26 protein-coding genes and 1 pseudogene are annotated in these 19,562 nt (G+C 53.1%); 4 read left to right on the top strand and 23 right to left on the bottom strand.

What is annotated here, in order from left to right:
• Positions 1 to 105: 105 nt before the first annotated feature.
• The 5 genes and pseudogenes from BDK88_RS17165 to BDK88_RS17145 form a co-directional block, all read right to left on the bottom strand.
• A pseudogene (locus tag BDK88_RS17165) lies at positions 106 to 1,376 on the bottom strand (RNA-guided endonuclease InsQ/TnpB family protein).
• Between the two features lie 277 nt (positions 1,377 to 1,653).
• Positions 1,654 to 2,628, bottom strand: coding sequence for a hypothetical protein (locus BDK88_RS17160; RefSeq protein WP_165396989.1), 975 nt, complete (start codon positions 2,626 to 2,628; stop codon positions 1,654 to 1,656).
• Between the two features lie 71 nt (positions 2,629 to 2,699).
• Complete coding sequence (locus BDK88_RS17155) at positions 2,700 to 3,350, bottom strand: ArsR/SmtB family transcription factor (protein WP_092935779.1); 651 nt, start codon at positions 3,348 to 3,350, stop codon at positions 2,700 to 2,702.
• Positions 3,351 to 3,712: 362 nt separating this feature from the next.
• The gene (locus tag BDK88_RS17150; protein WP_092935781.1) at positions 3,713 to 4,105 is read right to left on the bottom strand and encodes a DoxX family membrane protein; all 393 of its coding nucleotides are present in this window, start codon (positions 4,103 to 4,105) and stop codon (positions 3,713 to 3,715) included.
• 166 nt (positions 4,106 to 4,271) lie between these two features.
• Positions 4,272 to 4,499: a hypothetical protein gene (locus tag BDK88_RS17145; protein WP_092935783.1), complete on the bottom strand. Its 228-nt coding sequence runs from the start codon at positions 4,497 to 4,499 to the stop codon at positions 4,272 to 4,274.
• A gap of 135 nt (positions 4,500 to 4,634) precedes the next feature.
• Between BDK88_RS17145 and BDK88_RS21330 the strand changes: the two genes are divergently transcribed.
• Positions 4,635 to 4,790, top strand: a complete 156-nt coding sequence (locus tag BDK88_RS21330) for a hypothetical protein (protein WP_165396988.1) — start codon at positions 4,635 to 4,637, stop codon at positions 4,788 to 4,790.
• 113 nt (positions 4,791 to 4,903) lie between these two features.
• Positions 4,904 to 5,194 carry a winged helix-turn-helix transcriptional regulator gene (locus BDK88_RS17140; protein ID WP_130501463.1) on the top strand — a complete coding sequence of 97 codons (291 nt, stop codon included), beginning with the start codon at positions 4,904 to 4,906 and terminating at the stop codon, positions 5,192 to 5,194.
• Between the two features lie 69 nt (positions 5,195 to 5,263).
• Here BDK88_RS17140 and BDK88_RS17135 read toward each other — a convergent pair whose 3' ends face one another.
• From BDK88_RS17135 to BDK88_RS17100, 8 genes are all read right to left on the bottom strand, one after another.
• Complete coding sequence (locus tag BDK88_RS17135) at positions 5,264 to 5,629, bottom strand: DUF7568 family protein (RefSeq protein ID WP_130501462.1); 366 nt, start codon at positions 5,627 to 5,629, stop codon at positions 5,264 to 5,266.
• A 6-nt stretch (positions 5,630 to 5,635) separates the two neighbouring features.
• A complete protein-coding gene (locus BDK88_RS17130) occupies positions 5,636 to 6,136 on the bottom strand; it encodes a hypothetical protein (protein ID WP_130501461.1) in 501 nt (166 codons plus the stop codon).
• A 595-nt stretch (positions 6,137 to 6,731) separates the two neighbouring features.
• A complete protein-coding gene (locus tag BDK88_RS17125; protein WP_130501460.1) occupies positions 6,732 to 7,922 on the bottom strand; it encodes an ISH3 family transposase in 1,191 nt (396 codons plus the stop codon).
• 509 nt (positions 7,923 to 8,431) lie between these two features.
• Positions 8,432 to 8,620: a hypothetical protein gene (locus BDK88_RS21860; protein WP_092935568.1), complete on the bottom strand. Its 189-nt coding sequence runs from the start codon at positions 8,618 to 8,620 to the stop codon at positions 8,432 to 8,434.
• 120 nt (positions 8,621 to 8,740) lie between these two features.
• Positions 8,741 to 9,178 (bottom strand): DUF5518 domain-containing protein, encoded by a 438-nt coding sequence (locus BDK88_RS17115; RefSeq protein ID WP_092935566.1) that lies wholly within the window; start codon positions 9,176 to 9,178, stop codon positions 8,741 to 8,743.
• 191 nt (positions 9,179 to 9,369) lie between these two features.
• Positions 9,370 to 10,260 carry a biosurfactant protein 1 gene (locus tag BDK88_RS17110; protein ID WP_092935564.1) on the bottom strand — a complete coding sequence of 297 codons (891 nt, stop codon included), beginning with the start codon at positions 10,258 to 10,260 and terminating at the stop codon, positions 9,370 to 9,372.
• An 85-nt stretch (positions 10,261 to 10,345) separates the two neighbouring features.
• Entirely contained in the window at positions 10,346 to 10,483 is a 138-nt protein-coding gene (locus BDK88_RS22550) for a DUF7563 family protein (protein ID WP_449406692.1), read from the bottom strand.
• A gap of 1,162 nt (positions 10,484 to 11,645) precedes the next feature.
• On the bottom strand, positions 11,646 to 12,539 hold the full coding sequence (locus tag BDK88_RS17100) for a replication factor A (protein WP_130501459.1): 894 nt from the start codon (positions 12,537 to 12,539) through the stop codon (positions 11,646 to 11,648).
• An 858-nt stretch (positions 12,540 to 13,397) separates the two neighbouring features.
• Here BDK88_RS17100 and BDK88_RS17090 point away from each other — a divergent pair.
• Positions 13,398 to 13,805, top strand: a complete 408-nt coding sequence (locus BDK88_RS17090; protein WP_130501458.1) for a hypothetical protein — start codon at positions 13,398 to 13,400, stop codon at positions 13,803 to 13,805.
• Between the two features lie 440 nt (positions 13,806 to 14,245).
• Here the strand turns inward: BDK88_RS17090 and BDK88_RS17085 are convergent, their stop codons facing one another.
• The 4 genes from BDK88_RS17085 to BDK88_RS17070 all read right to left on the bottom strand — a co-directional run bounded on the left by BDK88_RS17085 (position 14,246) and on the right by BDK88_RS17070 (position 16,758).
• The gene (locus BDK88_RS17085; protein WP_130501457.1) at positions 14,246 to 14,518 is read right to left on the bottom strand and encodes a PadR family transcriptional regulator; all 273 of its coding nucleotides are present in this window, start codon (positions 14,516 to 14,518) and stop codon (positions 14,246 to 14,248) included.
• A 186-nt stretch (positions 14,519 to 14,704) separates the two neighbouring features.
• Positions 14,705 to 14,998: a PadR family transcriptional regulator gene (locus tag BDK88_RS17080; RefSeq protein WP_130501456.1), complete on the bottom strand. Its 294-nt coding sequence runs from the start codon at positions 14,996 to 14,998 to the stop codon at positions 14,705 to 14,707.
• 359 nt (positions 14,999 to 15,357) lie between these two features.
• Positions 15,358 to 16,323, bottom strand: a complete 966-nt coding sequence (locus tag BDK88_RS17075) for a transcription initiation factor IIB (RefSeq protein WP_130501455.1) — start codon at positions 16,321 to 16,323, stop codon at positions 15,358 to 15,360.
• Between the two features lie 183 nt (positions 16,324 to 16,506).
• The gene (locus tag BDK88_RS17070) at positions 16,507 to 16,758 is read right to left on the bottom strand and encodes a HalOD1 output domain-containing protein (protein WP_130501454.1); all 252 of its coding nucleotides are present in this window, start codon (positions 16,756 to 16,758) and stop codon (positions 16,507 to 16,509) included.
• Positions 16,759 to 16,879: 121 nt separating this feature from the next.
• Here BDK88_RS17070 and BDK88_RS17065 point away from each other — a divergent pair, with 121 nt between their 5' ends.
• On the top strand, positions 16,880 to 17,140 hold the full coding sequence (locus tag BDK88_RS17065; protein WP_008015347.1) for a hypothetical protein: 261 nt from the start codon (positions 16,880 to 16,882) through the stop codon (positions 17,138 to 17,140).
• An 87-nt stretch (positions 17,141 to 17,227) separates the two neighbouring features.
• On the opposite strand, the gene BDK88_RS21325 is transcribed toward BDK88_RS17065, so the two are convergent.
• The 6 genes from BDK88_RS21325 to BDK88_RS17045 form a co-directional block, all read right to left on the bottom strand.
• Complete coding sequence (locus tag BDK88_RS21325) at positions 17,228 to 17,368, bottom strand: hypothetical protein (protein WP_165396981.1); 141 nt, start codon at positions 17,366 to 17,368, stop codon at positions 17,228 to 17,230.
• A 70-nt stretch (positions 17,369 to 17,438) separates the two neighbouring features.
• Positions 17,439 to 17,663 carry a hypothetical protein gene (locus BDK88_RS17060; protein WP_130501453.1) on the bottom strand — a complete coding sequence of 75 codons (225 nt, stop codon included), beginning with the start codon at positions 17,661 to 17,663 and terminating at the stop codon, positions 17,439 to 17,441.
• A 194-nt stretch (positions 17,664 to 17,857) separates the two neighbouring features.
• Entirely contained in the window at positions 17,858 to 18,127 is a 270-nt protein-coding gene (hepT, locus tag BDK88_RS21855) for a type VII toxin-antitoxin system HepT family RNase toxin (protein WP_242611692.1), read from the bottom strand.
• Between the two features lie 70 nt (positions 18,128 to 18,197).
• A complete protein-coding gene (gene mntA, locus BDK88_RS17050) occupies positions 18,198 to 18,686 on the bottom strand; it encodes a type VII toxin-antitoxin system MntA family adenylyltransferase antitoxin (RefSeq protein WP_130501452.1) in 489 nt (162 codons plus the stop codon).
• A gap of 61 nt (positions 18,687 to 18,747) precedes the next feature.
• A complete protein-coding gene (locus tag BDK88_RS21320; protein WP_165396987.1) occupies positions 18,748 to 18,885 on the bottom strand; it encodes a hypothetical protein in 138 nt (45 codons plus the stop codon).
• A gap of 2 nt (positions 18,886 to 18,887) precedes the next feature.
• The gene (locus BDK88_RS17045; RefSeq protein WP_130501551.1) at positions 18,888 to 19,442 is read right to left on the bottom strand and encodes a type II toxin-antitoxin system death-on-curing family toxin; all 555 of its coding nucleotides are present in this window, start codon (positions 19,440 to 19,442) and stop codon (positions 18,888 to 18,890) included.
• Positions 19,443 to 19,562 lie beyond the last annotated feature (120 nt).

The following is a 19,562-nucleotide window of genomic DNA, read 5'->3' as shown; positions in this document are numbered from 1 at the left end:
GTCTTCGGGGAACTGGTGTAGCCAACGGTCCCGAAAGCCCGGAACGGTGGCATCCTTAGGTTTCGTGAACCGCCACGGGCGCGGTGGCCCGTGGCTTCCCGTGGATTAGTCGGACACACCCGCGACACCATCGGCGTGGTGACCTCTGGCGGTGTCGTGGGTCACGGTCGGCTGGGTCACACAGCCCGATGCCTGCCGTCGCAGCTTCCGCACGTTGGGAAGCGTCTTGAGAGCAGGCACATTCCGATCCAGTGTCGCCAATCCCTTCTTGGCGATGTTGATAGCCGCGTTCCGGTCAGCGTGGTCTTGCCGCCCACAATTCACGCACTTGAATCGCTTCTTGTTCCGGTTTGCACGAGTTGTCTGCTCACACTCGGTGAGTGAACACGCCTGACTCGTGTATTCCGGGTTGATTTCGTCGGACGGAACCCCCTGGAACGCGGCTTTGTACGTGATGAACTCTCGAAGTTTGCGGAACGGAAGTGAGTGAAGGCGACGGTTCATCCGGGTGCCATAGTCAATCGAGTTCCGCATCTCTTTGAGGTCTTCAAAGACGATGACGGGCTTCTCGAACTGAGACACCCACTCCACGACCTGTCGAGAGACTTTGTGGAGTTGGTCGTGGACGAACCGTTCCTCTTGTTGCTCGAACGCCCGGTCGAACGACGACTTCCCGTTGTTTTGCATCCGCTTTCGCATCGTGAAATATCGATGGCGTTCCTCCTTGATTTCAGGGAAGTCGATGACCACCGAATCAACGATGTCGTCCTCGTGGAGGGCAGCGAGCGCAACGCAGTCCTCGTTAATATCCACACCCACCACCATTCGTGAATCCTCTTTGTCTTGGATATTGGCCTCCGTGTGGGTGATATTGATGTGGAGTTCGTACTTCTCGTTCCGCCTCATTGCTTCTGCCGTTCCGACACGCCACGCATCGGATTGGATGGCGTGGCGGAGTTGTTCGAGGGCGTGGGTGAACCGCAAAGAGTGCCTTTCACCGGGGTGTACGGCTTCGCGCTGAGACGGTAACGGATACAGTTGTCTTCGAGGAACAGGTTGTACCCTTCCTCGTAGTTTGACCGGAGCGGGTACGCGCTGTCTGTGGTGTGGCTGGGTTGGTTGTAGTCGTCGTACTCGTAATAGTTTTCCATCGCTTCAAGCGACTTCTGTACGACGAGTTGGGTGGTGTTGTTCACAAGGTCGGCGTCAGACTCCAAGTCTTTCCGAATCTTATCCCAGCCATCACCGTTCTTTGCCCGGCGGATGGTTTCGTTGTACACGCGGCGGGCTTCGAGGAAGGCGTCGTCCAGAAGTTGCTGACCGGACTCGTCTGGTTGGAGTTGAAAAACGAGTGTTTTGGTCAGCGACTTCTGCATATTCTAATCGTGGTACTGCGGTCTTGTAAAGGTATAGAAGGAGGATGATAGGTTGGCCGAGTGTCGGGCTTCACCCCCGCGCCCGGTGGCGCGGGGTACTCGCCCTCGTTTCTTTAGTATAGAATCCCGATAGGTTGTACGAGAGCGTACTCTCGTGAACGTCGAAGCGAGGATTCGGTCAGACGAGCAGACTTACTGCTGGGAGAGGCTGAGTTAATTTCCCAGCCCCGTACCAGCGCGGGGGTTGTTGTCCCTGCTTCGGCTTTCGTTAAGCCTGCTATGATGAAGTGTTGTTTGTCGCGGTACTACTGTCGTCAGGACAAGCCATCAGTGTTGATAGGGTCTTTGCTTCCAGCCCGCCTTCGTTGTTGATGACAACTCGTGTTGAGGATTGATTACAGTCGAAATTTTCCGGGGAAACTTGCTCAGTCTTTGTAGTATCTGTTTCGAGAATACTCATATGTATCTGGTAGGTGTTGCTCTCACTCAGTGTGAGTAGAACTGTCCCATTGGCTTCGATGGTATAGACACCATCCAATTGTGTCGTTGATCCGCTCTTGACGATAATTCTGCCTGTCCACACTTGATCGGTTGGATTACGTAACATAACGTTGTGAGTCCCCTTTCCAGTGTCTTGGAGTACCGATTCATCACCAAGTGTGTACGACGTTGACCCACCGGCGGCGACGTGTTCCGTGATGACGCTTGGACAAGCCATTCGTGTCGAGAGTACTGTGGAGTCGAGTGAGCCGTCAGCTTGCATACCGACTGTTGTTCGGGTTACGTTACAGGAAAATTGGCCGGGACCGATGGTGACTGACTCTGTCGTGTCTGTCTTGGGAACAGTCACTTGGGTATCGTAAGTACCGAGATCCGTAAGGGTAGCAACAACGGTTGCAGCCGATTCGAGTTCGAACTGCTCATTGAGAACGCTACTGTCAGACTGCATGATCACAAACGTAGCTGTCTGTGTTTCGCCTGTCTGATTCGTAAGTACGACGTGGTGTGGCGTCCGGAGACCGCCCTCCGTCAGTGATCCTGTTCCGAGAGTTCGTTCAGCAGTACTACCCTCTCTAATGAGCGTTTTTTCAGCCCCTATCTTGGTCTCTGTCTGCGTGCTGTCTTGTATCTCAGTGGACGGTTGGCTGTTTGTCTTATTTTCCTCTTCGCTGGGACTCGCTTGCGAGATACAACCAGCTACTGCGGTCGTCAAACCGACGCTAACCGTTGTCAGAAACGCTCTACGTTCCATACCTTTCTGTAATAGTGCGGTATATATCGTGCTATCCCAAATTCAAAGACGTCTTTGAGTCCTTCTCGAACTCATGTCAAGTGTTGATTCTTTTGCGCCGGAAGGTAGGCTCGCCAGTACCAAATTCCGAATAGAGAGACGGTTATGAGTAAGCCGATTCCAAGGACAAAGCCACCAGGCCCAGTACTGAATGTGGTAATATTCTCCCAGAGGGTAGGCTCAGGTTGCTGAATAGGGGCCCGAACCGTCCGGACTCGGGGAGAAGGTGTGGCTTTAGTTCCGGCCCACCGCGTATGGACGAGCGCACTGACGAGTCCGATGATACTGACTGCACCGAGTACTCGACGTAATGCGGTTGCGAGTGAAGGAGTTGCTCGCTCAGCCCCTGCAAACAGGACGAGCGTGCTATTGGTCGGCCCGTAGACATCCATTTCGCGGCCCTGCTTAGAGTACCAGGTCCCGATTATTTCGACTAGGTTTGCATCCTCGAGCCGTTCAAGATGATAACTGACATTCTGGACCGAGGAGTCAAGTTTGGTAGCGATTTCAGACGCTGTTGTTGGTTCATCGTAAATAGCACTGAGAATATGTCGTGCTGTCGCTGAAGAAACTGCTGACAAGATCTGATCTGCGGCATCATCTTCGAACTCGACAAGTTTGGGTTCTAGGTCACGATCGGCTGCAGATTCAGTCGATGGCTTAAGTGGCAAAAGCGATGACATAGCGTTGATTTGTCTCTACAGTATTAAACAGATATGGAACACTCAAAGAACGATTTAAGTCCATATTGGACTGACCTCTTTTCTTCTTTAGTCAGAAAATTCACTTCTCTTGTCCTGGTTCCATGACAAGCGTTCTGTTTCTGCAATATGATCAGTCAAGCGTACAAGCCGCCGCGATTGCTCGCTCAAAAGCGACAAGGAATTCTTCTCTATGCTTGAGGTAGAAGAGATCGGCTGCGAGCGCGTCATGAGCGCCGACTAGCAGAAGGGTGACGACGGTCTCGAGCGCTGTAACTGGCCCGGATATGTTCGTGATCGAAACGTGAATATGTTCGTAAGCGGGAGTCGACGACCTCGTTGGGTTAGTTTTGCCGTGCTCGCTTGAAGAAGGCGATTGCAGCGCCGAGGAGCACGAGATTCTGAAGGAACGAGGTGAGTTCTTGATCGTATGATTCTTCGTCGACAGCCCAGAAATCGTGCATGACCGGAGTCACGCCGATAAAGAACGCGGCGATACTGGCTGCAGACAGTTTGGGCAGTTTCCAGAGGCCGATGCCAAGGCCGCCACCGAGGAGGAGACCACTCGAGGCGGGAACGAGTTTGTCTGCGAGGGGGACGCCTTTGGCATCTGCATAGGCGATTCGTCCGTCAAGATTCGTCAGGTTTCGGAGTGCGAGTGCTGCAAGCCCGCTCCCAAAGAGGAGTCGACCGAGCAACGACGGTGGGCTCTCGTGAGCAGAGTCGGAATCAGACATCAACTAGACCAGAGGGCGCTGGCGGGTTAACTACCACTATCTCTGACGCTCCTGCCGCTATCTCGTGTAGAGTACATAGACAGTGGTACACAGCGAATGTGGTGTCTGTCCGAAGATGCTCGCCAGAACGCTATCGGTGAGAGGCTATGTCAGATGACGTGTCGAGTTAGTCATTGTCCTCCTGCGAACGGAGTTCGTTGGCCCGCTTCTCGAGTTGGCGGAGGATCGGAACTCGTTGTTGGTGCTGGTTTTCATAGGCGATGCAGGCTCGCAGCGTCTCCATATCGTTGATCGTTGCGATGCTGGCGTCGATGAGTCGTGTGTTCGGTGCCTCGAGTCGCTGTGCTGGTGAGAGTTTACTCGAGTTTCGAGGTTGCTCTGACGGATCGCTCATTGAGTATCGCTCCCGCCCCTAGTGGGGCACGAAAAACTGTACTGCTCTCTGGCTCTTTCCGCAAGTGAGGGATGACCACTTGCTACGGTACGTACAGACAGTGTATTTATTATATCCAGACATGTATTAATAGGCATGAATCAAATTGAGTCTGTTGGTGTTTTATTCATCGGACTTGGGCTCATCACCGGTTCAACAGCGACAGTACAGGGCTTTTCGAGAGTGGTCGTCCCTTCGGTTTTCCTCATCGGCCTCGGTATCGTTGTGACCATAGTTGGAAAGTATCGCTGACCGACACATATGTGTAGTGACCGTATGTTTCACACTGATTACTGTCTGTGAATCACTATTATTAATATAAAACCACGATAATGATCACCAACAATGGATGGGGAATGGCGACAATGAAACTCCGACGCCCAACAGACTTCCTAATCCTTGAGGAGCTCGATAAGAGGGGACGCAACGTTGCGTCGAATCTCGCGGCACATACGGGGAAGAGCCGTAAGAACATCAATACTCGGCTACCGGTGCTTGCAGATTATGGTCTCGTACGCAAAATAGGACCCAAAGAACGGTCTGGACTGTATGAAATCACACCAAAGGGGCAAGCAGCACTCGCTCACAGAGACGAGTACAGAAGGGCAGAGGATTTCGAACAGCTGATCGAAGACGAAGTAACGACGACTAGTTGAACTGCGCCCACTCTTTGAGACACATGGTTGCTCTGAGCGATTAGCTTGCTCTCTCGCTCTCACCAGCTGTTAGCGTTCTGCGCCATAGACGATTTTCGAGGGAGCTTCGTAGCCACAGTCAGGACAGTCGAACCATCGCTGGACCTTCGCACCAGTGGCAGACTTCTGGCCGACAATGACGTCGTCGTTCGGACACTCAGGACAAGCGAGTTCGGGGGCTGGTCGGTTCCGAAGTTCATCCCGAACGCTGGTCGCTTCTTTCGTCTCGAAGCCACGCGACCACACCGGATAGCCGTCGACGAGGATCGCTGCCCGCCACTTGTACGCGTAGGAGTCCGGGGCACGATGCAGGATGGCTCGCGCTTCAGTCACTGTGTTTCGATATGCTAGCGTGGGTGTTCGACTCTCTCGCGTCCAGTTGGTGATTCGGGGCATGAGTACTCAGAAATGGACATCTGCCGGCACGATCCAGCATGTCTCGTGCTCATCAATCTCCTCGAGGAGGCGATCGAGGTGTCCACGATGGCGGATACCAGTCGCGTGCTGATCATACAGGCAGATTGACGGGCCACGGGAGGCACCGACCTGCTGGAAGGCGTGCCGAGCGAGGCCCTCATCGCGCATGATCTCATCGTCGTTGCGTTCCTCGAGTGCTTTCTTCACCCGGTCCAGATTGCGTTGGAATGTTTCCGTCGTGGTCTCCCAGGCCCGCTCGAGGAGTTCTTCACCTTCGTCGGACGTAACGGGTGCAGCTGTCGGTAGATCGCCCCACCGTGCTTTTCCAGCCACTGTTGTCTCCTCTTCGTCGAAGGTGACGTAGTAGTCGAACACCGCACAGGAATGCGGCTCTGCGCCAACCAGTCGATCGAACACGGTCTTTCCGGTTGACAGTGCCTCTTCTGCTGTCGATGCCTCTACCAGTGCGTAAATTAACATATGCATCTCGGATACCTCACTGCGCCGACGCTCTGATCAGTGTTCGCCTGGTCTTACCCAGTGCGCCGGCACCCATCACCGGCGCACAAAATCACTGCTGGAACGTACCTGTCTCACGGAGTAGAGCGATCCGGATCGATAGTAGCATCGTCAGTGGTCGTCAGGTCGCTTGACTCGTCGATAGCTTCGAAAAGACTACGGGTGCCTTTGGAAACTTGTACCTCTGCCTCGAGTGGGGTTGCTGGTTAGGGAGCCGCTGTCTCTCTTTGTTTGAGTTTGAGCTCAACGTTGCCTGCCAGACCCGCAAGGAGGACTACGCCGACCCAAGAAAGGATATACACACCGAATGGTCCCGGCCCACCAAACGGGCTAGTAAAGTAACCCTGCCACTCACTATCGCTAGTTGTCCACTGCGTCAATCACGCCACGGACAGATCCGAGGAAATAGACGAGACGTGAGGCAGAATCAGTGTGTAACCTGACGAGGAGACAGCACACAGTTGAGAATCTGTCTCACTACGCTCACTTTGGCAGAGATTCTGACGACGAGAAAGATAGCGGACGCTAGTAGCCGACCTCGCTTCGTCAGAAGCGAGGCGGCTTAGCCGAGTCCGTGATCACATCCAGGTGGCAATCCGGTACCGTTCGTCCGATGCTTCTCTTTCCATCCCAGATCGCGGTCTAACTCCCGGACGACCCCGTGGAGAAACGCATCTCCGAACGTGAACTCAACGGGAAGTGCTCGCCCGCCACGGCGTGGCCGGGCGAGCACGGCCCACTGTAATACCAGCCACAACTGCTCTAACAAGAACCCGACACCCACGTAGAAGAGGCGAATCGTCGTTGACGGTGTTGTCGTCACTGCACGCGCTTCACGGAACTTCTCGTAGCTCTTTTCGATCTGTGACCGCTTGTTGTAGATCGTCGCAACCTGCGTCGGCGTCCGGTCTTCCAGACCGTACGCCGCGTATCCGGTCGCCTTCACGCCAGACTTTCCACGGTCACCGTTCTGGTAGGTAACGTTCACTGCCATCGGAAACGTCTGTTCGTGCTCTTTCCCCTCACAAATCGTCTCTTCGGTCATGTATGACGCCGTTACGGAGAGCTTCTTTCGGATCGACGCCTTCCCGGTCTTGACCGGGAAGACTGGCGGTGCACTTTCTCGAAGGACGCCAATCAGCTTCCCGACGTAGGCGTCTCGATCCATGAGAATTCGGTCGATCTCGAATGGATACGTCTCGACGCGGGCGAGCAGGCGCTCGACCGCGTCGGCCTTGCTATCTTCGCCAGCAACCGGTTCAACCGCGAGTGTCAGCGGCTTTCCCTGCGCAATCACGAACGCTGTGCAGTAGCGATGACACTGGGTAGTCCCGTCCCGAGCAGACATCCGTCTGATCTCGCCGTCACTGCTGGGATTTCCGTGGAAGGGGTTGTCCATGAAGTCGATACAGACGGTTCTCGACCTGTGGCGGTCGAGAACCGTCATCGCCAGCGTAGCGAGAATATCGTTGACGGCGTCTAGAATCGGGTCTTTTTGGAGCGTGTGGAGCCAATCCATGACGGGTTCTCTATTGGGCGTTTCCTCTGTATTGGTCGTGACGCCGTTGACAGAGGTTGTCCCAGCGGCGGCTCGAAGAACGACTTCCATGATATCGCCGGGATCGAGGGGCGAGCCCTCGATTCCCGGCATCGGAATCAACAGGAGGAGCTCCAGAGAAAGAGCCTTGAGTTGCCGGTTCGAAATGAACTCGTCTGGATCAGTAAGTACCTGCTTGAGTTTTGGAAGGTTCATCAGGTGCGGATCCGGACAGCGGATGAATCAGATTTCTGATTCACCCGCTTCCTTCATCACTACGTGTTAGCCAGCTGGCCGCTTAGCCAGAGTGGACAACTAGCGACTATAGGCTGATACGGTTAGTAATACACTGACCAGTAGAACGGGCGAAATGGACTTCTGCGTTATGGAATACAGGACTGGAACGAATCCGAGGGAAAACATTCCGATGAGAATATACGCTCCTGAGGGTGGCTTAACCAAGAGGATTTCCCATAGATTATCATATGAGAAGAAGTTCCAGAGAAAGATAGCGACACCTGCATGGAGAAAACCGGCAACCAGACGGTAAATAGCCGGAACCATCGATATGGATGGGGTCTCTGAGTTTTCAGCCATATTCCGCAGCAAGAATTACACTCACTTAGAAATTATGGTGGATTGATACTCTACGGAAAGTACATAGCCTGTACTGACCGTCCGGTACGGAGTCCAATAAGCTGTGACCGATTCTATAACCCGCTCGGTTAGGAATCAATGTGGGTATCAGTAGGTTCACTACGCTCTGGTCGAGTGAGAAGACTCACTTCCTCCAAGAGCGCCGTTGCTGTTTCGATTCGTTCTCTGTCGGCGTCAGTCAACTGATCGCCCTCGAGATCATTGAGTTGACTGAGTGCACGATGCAGTCTGTATCCTGGTGTGTTGCGTGGGTCCATTGAATGCGCCTCAGCCGATCGCGGCGCAGATAAACATGATATGAAGGTATAGTTGATTTTCCTTTACCCCAACATCTCTTGACTGCTGTCAACTGACAGTGTTCTTTGAACTCCGCCGCCTCAACTATTTCCCACAGTAGTCGATTGGTCATGTTGGTTACCGGCCAGCCAACGCCCAACCCGTACTCCCACTTCACCGATGAGCGCTGAAATTCCGAATCCGAGGACTGCAAACACAATCGTGGCACCGATCGCGCTCGCCACAAACCATACTGGGCCGGCCAAGCGGAATGTGGTTGTAAGAAGATCGAAAACAACCCAGAATACTGGAAGTCCGCCAATAATCCCGACCCGAACCCCAACTCCGCTAATTTCACCGTTCACACGCCCGATCAGATAGCCGGCAAGAATACCACCGAAAAACACCGCTCCAAGCGAGAGTTCGGATCCTGTTTGCCAGTAACTGAAGGTGGTGAATGGAAGAGAGCACAACCCACCGATGAGAGCGTACTTCCATTGGGTCATTCCGGGCTGTAGAGGAGGACCAGCTTCAGGCATAGTATTTCAATCAATGATTGGTGTTGCAAGATTATAATAACTTTCCTTATAGAATATGCTATTGTGCCACCCTTTGTCGCGTCTCTCTGCAAACAAGACACACCCTGTACTTACCGCGATTTTCACGCCTCACTCTGAATAAAGAACCAGTGCTACTATCTACTGCTAAGTGATCATGTTCCACATCTCATTCACTCTGGGCTCGGCCCATAGCACGGCGTCCCGCAGACCTGGCATTCCCAGATTGCGTGGCCGGTCCAGGTTTCGTCGGGAACGGATTCATGTTCGCTGAATCGATGATCGGTTGTACATCCGCACTGGTGACACTCGAGGCATTCTTTGGTCGGAATCAGACTGTCCAAATGCTCAGGTTCACGCTTGTCAGGTGTCTGCTGGAGAGCAATTGCGGGGACTAGCCACGCATCATCGCCGGCGTTGTCGAGCAGCGTCGCAAGTCGCTGCTCGTCGCGAATGCTAGTCCCGCCTTCGTCGTAGAGATACGTTGTCGGCTCGTGGTCACTATCTGCGGCTGGGTGGAGTTGGTCACTCCATGTTGTTCGATCGCGGGCGGCCGCGAGAAGTTGCTCACCGTCAGTGGACGTAATCTGTGCTGCAGCAGGAAGCACGGGCCACTGATCGGTCAATTGGGCTGCGGGCTCGTCCTCGAGATCATAGATGGACGTGCAGTCGTCGACGGTCGATTCCGTCGCACTGGTGGCAAGGAGTGTTGCAGCGGCCGCGCCTTTCGCGACGGCACCGTAGAACGTAGACGACTCGACAAGCATGTGAACGACGCCAAGCAGTGTCCACTCTGTTGCTGGTGCGTTTGTCTCAGAAGGGGAGTCCTCGAGATGATTGGTAAGACAGAACAGGCATTTGGTCTGATCAGCTGGGATCGGTGCGCTACAGGAGCGACACTCAGTGTCTGTTTCCGTTGGAGTGTCTGGATATCCAGTCGTCGCCGTTGCAACTCGCTGTCGATTCGGCTCACCCTCAGTACACTCGCTGAGTGTCTCATCTGGGATATGCGACGCTTCGCCGGTCGGACGAAGCTCCTCGAAGTCAGAATCTCGGTCAGTCATTGGTGGGTGGTGGATCGTGTTGTCTCACGTCTCGATGCAGGCTCCAGTTCGATAGAGAAAATCTGGAAATGAAATCACTGGGACGCTATTGGTGACGGAGTCCTGCTTCTCGAGCTTCACGGTTGCTGGCACAGTGGATACATGCTGGCAGATCACCATCAACGGCGAAAACCCGGAAATAGTTCTCGGTGACATGAGAGCCACAGCCATCACATTCTGGCATTATCCAAATCTATGTTGTTACTCCAGTAAATATCTTGTTCCAATACTTGTGTAGTTTTTCTCAATAGCATTCTATCTAAGTGGGATTGACTCTTTTCTGGGTCTGGTATTGTTGCGGTTCGAGAAGGAGTCCACAGCCTTCACAACGAGTTTCGACTGCGTTGATGGTCACCCGTCCGTTGCATTTGGGGCACGGACTGGCGCTCGAGTTGGGCTGGACGTCTTCGTCGAATGTTGTCTCGTAAACCTCTCTGAAAGCCATGGTGTTCACGAGGGGCAATGAGCAACTCCGACTGCCCCTCACCTCACTCGTGGGGCAGAGAAATCTATCGCGAAGTAGACCGTAGCATGGTTTCTTTATTCAGGACACCTTGCGGAACTCGCGGTAAGTACACACATGCAGTTACCGTTCAGTACAGGGTATACAGATACCGAGTTACCGGACTTCTAACAGGCGGAGAATCAGCGAGAGGTTATCACACGATACCGAGATAAATAACTAATAACGACCCGAGGATGCCGAGAATCCCTGCTATAATCCCAAGTTGTTCCTTCTGTTGTTTAGTCATATTTGACCCTTTTCGGTGTGACTGCATAAATGTGCGGTGACTAACACTTTTCAATATGCACACGTAGTTACCAGTTAGTACAGAGTATGTATTTTTTATTCCTACAGTCTAAAATCGAATCCATGGATCGCCTCTCAACCCTCCTGATATACGCGTTCGTTGGTTTCCCTGTTTTGTTCATTCTCTTCCCATTCGGCCCATTAGGGCTGTTCTTGTTCGTGTACCTCGCTCTCCTCGTTATGGTGATTCAGTCGTGGGACGACACCGATGAATCACCGGCTCGGATTAATTGTTCGCAATGTGGTGCTCCGAACGAACTAGATCGGGATCAATGTAAGCACTGTAATTCATCGCTCACCGGTCAGTAAGCAGATGTAGTTGCCGAATTGCTCGACTCAGTTTCAGGCATATTTCTGAATGAAAAAGTCGTGTTACTAACTACTACTAGGTGATGGCAAAGTTGTGGAGCAGATTTATGCTGTGGCGAAAGCCCGGCAGCGCAACGGCCATCGGCCGTGAGCAGCCCGGACCGTGGAGGTGGTGGGAGGTGGCGGTGACTGCGTTCACACCAGCAAAAAAGGGGCTTCGCCCCGGCTATTCCCACCAGCGACCGCGCTCGGCGAAGTGGATCGTCGTCCAGCCGGTCACAGCCAGTGATACACGTCCTTCGTGCCAGTTCCGAGCAGCCTTGTGAATGCGCACCTGCTCGCCTTCCTCGATCCACGGTGCGTCTGATGACTTCCAGATGGTCACACGCGTCTGGCCACTGTCATCCGCGATGAGCCCGACCTGTGCGATGCTTGGATGGGAGGGATCCCACAGGGTTTCGACACGCCCTTCGATGCTCACCTCCTTCCGAGAGACCTCTTCGAGTTTTCCAATGGGGATGACGTGTCCGGGTGCCGTCTGCAGTTCCTCGAACACGTTGACGACCGCACTTGTCAGGTCTTGGCCACCGACGACTTCACTCAACCGCCGGCTAATCGCCGCTCGAGACCAGCCATCCAACTCCTTCGCGAGTCGCATCGACTGCTTGTTCACGGCCGCCAACTGCTCCTGGGTAAGTTCTGTCCGGGGATCCGCTCGCTCCGGGTCCGCCATTGGGTCCACGCTCGCCGCCCGTTTTTGGAATTCCACACGCCGCGCTTTGCTCTGGTCCGCAGCGATCGCTCGTGTCCGCTTTGCACGACCTTCCTGCAGCCCCATCTCGGCCTGGGCACTGATCAGTTCAAGTTCATCCTCTCGTGCTCGAATCCGCTCTTCCTGCTCGAGGGTCGCACCGTGGATCCGGTCGTCGCTCGTATCGACGATGCCGTCTGGGTGGTTCGCATCCACCTTTGCTTGGACCTCTTGCTCGACCGTTGCCTCAAATTCCGGCGTCTCGTTGACGACCGGGAAGCCGTCTTCATCGACTGCCTGCTCATCCGCCTGTTTGAGTGCCTGTTCATCGACCGTAACGACCTTGCTACTCGAGTTGTTACTAGACATTGGAACTCACTAGTTCCGAAGGCGCTCACGCGCCTGCCACCGCGATCCCTTACATCGCGGTTTTCCGACGACACCGACCGACTAGATCCATCTGCGCGCTCGCGCTCGCGCCTTCGCGAGCGCCCATCTGGGCGCGAGCGAGAGCGCGCCTGAATGCGGTGACCCAACCAGCACCGCGCGGCGTCCTGCCGAGCGGAGCGAGGCAGGACTCGAGGCGCGAACGGTGTGAGCGCCTCGGCGATCCGCCCGAAGCGAGCGGCCAGCTTTAAGCCGTTTCTCGTGTCCGGCCCGGACGGCGGGTCCGTGTCCAGCGCAACGGTACCAAGCGCTGGAACGCGAAAGCCCGCGAGGGGCGCAACCGAAAACGCGCTTAATGCTGGCGTCGAGACCAGATTCATTTTAGCCCGGAACGGTGAGCGACGCCAGGAGCGAACCGCAGCCCGGAATGGTCGGTCGCGAGCGACGCGGAGGGCGGCACGCGGCGAGCGGGGCGGGCCGAATCCAAGAGCAGGCAACCAATGCAACAGCAGCCCGATCAGTCCACGTGGGTGGGGCTAAAAGGGGCTGGCGCGCTCGAGGAACCCCGCCGACGCAAGCACCGCAACCTGTGAGGAGCGCAGCGAGGTCTTCGCGAGTGAAACGAGCGAAGGGCGGCGAGACGCACACGTCTCGCCAGGCGCGGGACTCGAGCGTGCCAGGGGCTTTCACCTTATTATCGAAAGCGATGGTTGCAAGCCACTTACCGAGACCTACTCACGGCTGTTTCAGTGACCCATCCGCACACTACAGATGCGAACTTCCCATGGTGAACAAACATTAAGAAAACATATATGGTCTGGATATAAACTCATTCAATAAATGAGTAGTACAGCAGAATTCACATTAATAGCTACGATAGTTATCCAATTTTTGCTTGCTGGAATTGTATATGTTGATATGCGTCAATTCAATCTTGACGAATTTCAACGATATGATCTAGCTATTCTTGTTCCTCTTGGTGGTTTCTTAGTTTTCCCATATTATACATTAAAAAGGGCCAAGTTTACGAAAAGTAAACAGGATTCATCTTCATACATTCGTATTACTAAATCAGAATTAACATCTATTAGAACGAAATTGTTTATCCTTGCTCTCATGACTGGAGTTCCTTTTAAGATGGCTGGATCTCAAACACCCGGATCGGCATCTCAACTTGCCCTTCTCACGATCAGTGGGATCAGTACACTCTTTCTTTTTAGAGTGTTACGACAGTACCAGTCTGAATAGTATCGTAACAGTAGACAGTAGCACGGTTTCTTTATTTAGAAATGCCTCTGAAACTGGAGCGATCGGCTCGATAACTACGTATACGGATGTACCGACTGGATTTATTTCGACCAAAGTCAATTAGACGATATGGAGCCGTCATTTAGACGCGACTCGCTCATTTTTATCATTACATATGTGATAGGTGTCATAGCTGTCAGCGCTCTTGGAGCAGTTTTGCTCGAACGCACTCCCTCCGTGTTTCTTCGTGATTTATTCACTGACCCTATCTGGCTATTCAACTGTGTGCTACTGATAGTCCTCTGGTTTTTGATGTATCCAAAGCTCCGAAGGAGTTACGAGAGACGAACCAGCTAATTCACTGCTGCTCCGGTAACTACTTGACCTGTACTTACCGATTCGGGGAGCAAAGCAAGAATACAGATCGTTTCCGATTTTGATCAGTCGATGTACTGTAATACCCACTCACGGCGATCCTCGATCGCTTGTTCTCCCTCGTCTGTAATCGCGTAATAGTTCGTTCGTCTGTCGAGTTGTCCTTTCTCGACGAGTTCCTTATTCACGACCGTATCGAGATTCGGGTATAGCCGACCATGATTGATCTCTGAACTGTAGTACTGCTCGATCTCGTCTTTGACATCCTGTCCAGATGGCTGGTCAGCGCCTGCGATCACGTACAGCAGGTCTCGTTGGAATCCTGTAAGGTCGTCCATGGCTCAGCCATTCAGGCGAGATGATACTTGCTATTCCACACGTACGTAGATGTAAGCTAATACAACTAGTCGGTTTTTTATACCACTAGCTGACTCTCGTTCCATTCACGTCATCCTGAAACTATGGTTGTAATAGAGTACTCGGGAGATCAGATCGAGCGCGCACGCTCAGTGGTCAGGGCCGTCTCACTCTGTACTCGAGAGTAGCTCACCGACGTACTGATCTTCCCACTCTCGCCGGGCCTCGAGTTCGCGTTGACCACGCGCTGTAATCGTGTAGTAGTTCGTCCGACGATCGACCTTGCCTTTCTCGACGAGCCCTTTGTCGACGACCTCGTCGAGATTCGGGTACAGCCGCCCGTGGTGGATCTCGTTCTCGTAGTACTCCTCGAGTTCGTCTTTGATCGCGAGGCCATGTGGCTCGTCCTGGCCGGCGATCACGTACAAGATGTCACGCTGGAATTTAGTGAGATCGTACATATTGCTATTTCGACTTATAGGTTGAAAAACCACTCGACAAGAGTTACACGAGCACATATAGTATGATGCTTTTTGCTAAGGACAATATTGATTAGACATCACTATTGGTTTTCAACTATTATTTAATCTCCCCTTCTCGTATGCATCGATGACATGACGGGATTGGGTGAGAAGAGTAGAAACCACCTTGAGGAAGCGTTACAGAGCGATAATCCATCAGAAAAAGATTTCCATATTAGACACGTGCTGCAGGCTAGCGCGATTAATGATTCTCCATCTGAGATAGAAACGGAGTAATCATAGAAATCCTCCTGAATCGCCGACAGCTACTCTGATTTTGGATCTTCAGAGAAGATCTATCAGTTCTGGAGTCCCATGGCATTGATCTGTTCTTGGTATCGGTTCCGAATAGTGACTTCTGTCACGTGAGCAACGTCGGCGACGGCTTTCTGTGTTCGTTTCTCATTACACAACAGGGAACTCGCATAGATTGCTGCCCCAGCATAGCCAGTTGGCGATTTTCCTGATAACAGTCCCTTCTCTGCAGTGGTTTCGATGATTTCAGTTGCTTTCGCCTGCACTTCTTCGGAAACCTCGAGTTCAGAGCAGAAGCGAGGGACGTACTTTTTCGGATCAACGGGCTCCATTTCGAGGGAGAGTTCCTGCGCGATATACCGATACGTACGCGCGATTTCCATGCGCTCAACGCGAGAAACTGCCGAAATTTCGTCCAACGATCGTGGGATTCCCTCCATTCGACAGGCCGCGTATAATGTACTTGTGGCAACGCCCTCAATGGAACGCCCGCGGATAAGATCTTCATCAAGTGCACGCCGATAGAGCACACTCGCAACCTCTCGAACAGATCGGGGAACACCCAGCGCGGACGCCATTCGATCAGTTTCGGAGAGAGCAAGCTGGAGATTCCGTTCGCCAGCGTCTTTTGTTCGAATCCGCTCTTGCCATTTCCGCATCCGGCTGAGCTGGAGGCGCTTATCTGAGGACAGTGAGCGACCAGCGGCGTCTTTATTTTTCCATCCAATCGTGGTCGTCAAGCCCTTGTCGTGCATTGTTTGGGTTGTCGGTGCACCCACTCGAGATTTGCTGTCCCGTTCTGCCGCGTTGAACGCCCGCCATTCAGGCCCTCGATCGATAGCTTCCTCTTCGAGAACCAACCCACACTCCGCGCAGCTAATCTCACTCTCGTCCGCACTTCTCGTGAGCGCACTTGACTCACATTCAGGACAGGTCTGTTCTCCCCTTTGTTTGGTTGCTTCTTGCCCTGAGTGAGCTTCGTTCTCTTGCCGTCGGTTTAGCCGCTCCATCGATTAGCTAAGTATCAGTACTCTCAAGAGTTAAACGCTGGGTGTGATTTCTGAATTCAACAATCAGTGAATCGCCACGGGCAGCAATTCACGATAGCTTCAAAATGCGAATTCCCACAGTGAACAGTTACGTCTGGTATCCCACTCATCCTCGAGGTCGAAAAAGCGATTATGATATTAATCTTATATATCGGTTCGATCATCAATTAGGACGTCCACACAGTCTGGCGTCACAGCAATCCGAATGCCTTCAACAGTGAGTCGGACTTCGGTATCATCCGTTGATGAGGCGAGCAGTTGCTCGAGTGCTTCGGGATCCACAGTATCGTAGAGCTGGTAGTCGTCACGATCGAGGCCACACACTTCCAGCGTTTCGATGATTTCAACGACAAGATCAGTTGATGATCCATTCCCCGTTCGCTGTGATCGATCCATTTGAACGCTCGAAGCTTCAGCTTGACGGGTCATAAATGGTTTGGAGTCAACTACAGTTGCGTATCGACTCAATACTTGACTTAGCGCGTGTAGGATAGTGTCGGCGCAAGCAGAGTTGAGTATGCGCTTTGACGCTGACTGGATGTCTCGCGCCGACGATCGAATTTTAGAGCATTTGTCTGACGCTGGACCCGATACGCCCAAAGAGATGGCTGACAGCGGCCGGGTTCGCTTCTCCCGGCAACATATCAATTCCCGCTGCAAGACGCTAGTCACCTACGGCCTTCTTGTCCACTTGGGCAACGGCGTCTACGACATCACTCGTCAGGGAGAGCAGTACCTCGCTGGCGAACTGGATGCTCGCGACCTCGAGGCTGAATGAACCCAGCTGGCGACAACCCTAAATCGAAATTCAGCTAGTCGCGGGTCTTGAACGACTCCGCACACAGATCTCTGGAAGAAGAACTGCTCACTCGTCTTCGAGTGCTGCGTAAATCTCCGCGTGGCGGCGTCCGTCAAGTTTCCCCATCTCGAGGGCGATCTCGCGACATTCGGTGTCGCTCTCGGCCGCCTGATATCGCTCGTACAGTTGGCGGACCTCGTCGTCCACTGATCCGGAAGATGAATCAGATGTCATTGCTGTAGTAGCATCCCCAATCTAAGGGTGGACCTGTATGGGGTTACTGGTCTCGCAGACGATCTCGAGCGGCTGCAAACCGAACAGGATCCGTGTCGCCAGCGGCAGCCATGTCGTTTGTCAACTGGAGCTGGGTGTTGAGGAGCCGATTTTGTTCGCGTGACCAGTCACCATCGTCGTGCGTACGGATGTCCCATCGCTTGATCATTTCACGCCGTTGCTCCATGTTTCGGCGTAGGTCGTCGTCAAATACCTTTGAGTTCAGCATAGTAGTCCTCAACACCGAGTTCTTTGACGTACTCATTGAAGTGCTCCGTGGTAAACCGTGTTTCGAACGCTAAGAGATGTCCTCATCAAGTGCTCCGATCGACTCGAGGTAGTCGCGGACTTCGATGACGAACTGGCGGTAGCGCTCGAGGTCCTGCAAAGCGTTGTAGACCACGTCGTGTTCGATGATGTTCCCTAGGTGTGTGCAAGGACATTCCGGAATCGGGCACCTTGTGCCATTTCCTCAGCTGTCGAAGCAGAGAGTATACCAAGCTCTTCGAGAGCCCGCATTGACTGTGGATTACTCGCTGGAGGCGTTCCACGCTCGTGTTTGACAAGTGCCTCTCCGATATCGATCGCTGCCTCGGTCATCTTCACAAATCGGCGTTCAACGATATCCTGTGTATCCGAGTCAGCATGATATGCTTCGCGACTCAGCGCCTGTTTCCGAGCGAGAACACCCAAACTGGTTTCAATCGTTTCGACAGTGTTGAGTATATTCTATTGAGAGAGTCCGCAGCAGAGATCCCGTCTGTCATCGATCACGATCACGGGTCTCGCGATCAGTCGCTGTCACAGCAGACCCACCAAGATGTCTATCAATTCTGGCAACTGCCGCATCAAACCGTTCGCGCGGTGATTGAGTCTGCTTCTCAGTTGCGGTGAGTTGGCGTCGGATCTCAGCCACATGCTCTCGGTCACCGATGAGAAGGACGCCGTGATCGAAGATCGTCTCCGCCAGTTCCGGTGACGTTGTCTGGAGATCGACAAGATCGACATCATTAGTCTCGAGCGCTTCGCCGAGGTCGACACTCAACCCAAGAAAGACCTTGTTGTAGGCTGGATCACTTGGGCGGACAGTGTCGAAGTCAACTGCGATATCGATGTCGCTTCGAGAGTGAGACTCCCCAGTTGCGTGAGAACCGAAAAGAATTGCCAGCTGTACCGGATGCTCCTGCAATACCTCCTGAAGAGTCTCGAGAAGAAGAGCTTCACCAGTAGTAGTGTTCTCACTGGATCTCATTGCGAACCGCCTCGGGGCTTGACCCCGAGGCACTCGGTCTGCCCCGCCTGTAGATTACGTCTTATTCGGTCGCAAGCTCTTCGTAGATTTCCTCGTGTTCGTCGAGGTCCTGTCGTCCAAGGAATCGGATGAGATACTGTCGCGCCTCCTCAGGAGACATCTCGTCTGGTATCTCGGGCTGGTCACTTCCGGCGGCCATACTCACTTCTCACTATGAGGGTCATCGTCATAATCGTTCGGTTCGTGGGCTGTTCCATCGTCGGTCGTATTTTGCTCGTGATTGCTAGGTAGTTGGTCTGTTCCCTCAATGCGTGACAGCCAGAGGTTGATCGTTGCTTCGTATTCTGGAGCTAGTGGCTCCGTGTGCTCTTGAAGATAGCTGATCACGTTATCGACATCAACACTGGACTCATCTATCGCGAGTTCCTTTAGAATCTCTTTGATCGTCCGATCGTAATCAAATCGGAGACCGTTTAGAGCGTAGAAAATACGGGTCGACATGAGTGCGGTCCGCTTGTTCCCATCAACGAATGGGTGGTTTGCCGCAATGAGCCGAAGCAACTGAAATGATTTCTCGTGGAGCGACTGAGGTACTTGTCCGAAATGCCCCTCTTGGATGTGTTCAACAGCATATTCAATGTCGCCTGGCGAGGAGACGCCAGCAGTTGTATCCGCATTTGACTCCACGATTAACTCGTGAATATCACGGATATCATCAGCTGACAAATAGCTAATTGACTCCGGTTCCTCGTCCATCATCGATACTCTCTGTTACGAAGCTTATCTAAGCACTGCTTTTTCGCAGGTAACTTCCGCTCCTCTGCAGTGTTGCTGCTCATCCTCTACCCGTTTGTTTTGTCTCGGTAGCCCCGTATA

The organism is Natrinema hispanicum (genome assembly GCF_004217335.1).
Taxonomy (GTDB): Archaea; Halobacteriota; Halobacteria; order Halobacteriales; family Natrialbaceae; genus Natrinema; species Natrinema hispanicum.
This window is presented reverse-complemented; position numbering and strand designations above follow the sequence as displayed.

Excerpts from the sequence above, each read along its gene's own strand:
- BDK88_RS17160 (WP_165396989.1), bottom strand. The coding sequence starts at position 2,628 with ATGGAACGTAGAGCGTTTCTGACAACGGTTAGCGTCGGTTTGACGACC.
- BDK88_RS17065 (WP_008015347.1), top strand. The coding sequence starts at position 16,880 with ATGCGCTTTGACGCTGACTGGATGTCTCGCGCCGACGATCGAATTTTA.
- BDK88_RS21860 (WP_092935568.1), bottom strand. The coding sequence starts at position 8,620 with ATGGACCCACGCAACACACCAGGATACAGACTGCATCGTGCACTCAGT.
- BDK88_RS17130 (WP_130501461.1), bottom strand. The coding sequence starts at position 6,136 with ATGCATATGTTAATTTACGCACTGGTAGAGGCATCGACAGCAGAAGAG.
- BDK88_RS22550 (WP_449406692.1), bottom strand. The coding sequence starts at position 10,483 with ATGCCAGAATGTGATGGCTGTGGCTCTCATGTCACCGAGAACTATTTC.
- BDK88_RS17070 (WP_130501454.1), bottom strand. The coding sequence starts at position 16,758 with ATGGATCGATCACAGCGAACGGGGAATGGATCATCAACTGATCTTGTC.
- mntA (WP_130501452.1), bottom strand. The coding sequence starts at position 18,686 with ATGAGATCCAGTGAGAACACTACTACTGGTGAAGCTCTTCTTCTCGAG.
- BDK88_RS17135 (WP_130501462.1), bottom strand. The coding sequence starts at position 5,629 with ATGCCCCGAATCACCAACTGGACGCGAGAGAGTCGAACACCCACGCTA.
- BDK88_RS17110 (WP_092935564.1), bottom strand. The coding sequence starts at position 10,260 with ATGACTGACCGAGATTCTGACTTCGAGGAGCTTCGTCCGACCGGCGAA.
- BDK88_RS17060 (WP_130501453.1), bottom strand. The coding sequence starts at position 17,663 with ATGCTGAACTCAAAGGTATTTGACGACGACCTACGCCGAAACATGGAG.
- BDK88_RS17090 (WP_130501458.1), top strand. The coding sequence starts at position 13,398 with ATGAGTAGTACAGCAGAATTCACATTAATAGCTACGATAGTTATCCAA.
- BDK88_RS17145 (WP_092935783.1), bottom strand. The coding sequence starts at position 4,499 with ATGAGCGATCCGTCAGAGCAACCTCGAAACTCGAGTAAACTCTCACCA.
- BDK88_RS17150 (WP_092935781.1), bottom strand. The coding sequence starts at position 4,105 with ATGTCTGATTCCGACTCTGCTCACGAGAGCCCACCGTCGTTGCTCGGT.
- BDK88_RS17045 (WP_130501551.1), bottom strand. The coding sequence starts at position 19,442 with ATGGACGAGGAACCGGAGTCAATTAGCTATTTGTCAGCTGATGATATC.
- BDK88_RS17115 (WP_092935566.1), bottom strand. The coding sequence starts at position 9,178 with ATGCCTGAAGCTGGTCCTCCTCTACAGCCCGGAATGACCCAATGGAAG.
- BDK88_RS21330 (WP_165396988.1), top strand. The coding sequence starts at position 4,635 with ATGAATCAAATTGAGTCTGTTGGTGTTTTATTCATCGGACTTGGGCTC.
- BDK88_RS17125 (WP_130501460.1), bottom strand. The coding sequence starts at position 7,922 with ATGAACCTTCCAAAACTCAAGCAGGTACTTACTGATCCAGACGAGTTC.
- BDK88_RS21320 (WP_165396987.1), bottom strand. The coding sequence starts at position 18,885 with ATGGCCGCCGGAAGTGACCAGCCCGAGATACCAGACGAGATGTCTCCT.
- BDK88_RS17080 (WP_130501456.1), bottom strand. The coding sequence starts at position 14,998 with ATGTACGATCTCACTAAATTCCAGCGTGACATCTTGTACGTGATCGCC.
- BDK88_RS17085 (WP_130501457.1), bottom strand. The coding sequence starts at position 14,518 with ATGGACGACCTTACAGGATTCCAACGAGACCTGCTGTACGTGATCGCA.
- BDK88_RS17075 (WP_130501455.1), bottom strand. The coding sequence starts at position 16,323 with ATGGAGCGGCTAAACCGACGGCAAGAGAACGAAGCTCACTCAGGGCAA.
- BDK88_RS17155 (WP_092935779.1), bottom strand. The coding sequence starts at position 3,350 with ATGTCATCGCTTTTGCCACTTAAGCCATCGACTGAATCTGCAGCCGAT.
- BDK88_RS17140 (WP_130501463.1), top strand. The coding sequence starts at position 4,904 with ATGAAACTCCGACGCCCAACAGACTTCCTAATCCTTGAGGAGCTCGAT.
- BDK88_RS17100 (WP_130501459.1), bottom strand. The coding sequence starts at position 12,539 with ATGTCTAGTAACAACTCGAGTAGCAAGGTCGTTACGGTCGATGAACAG.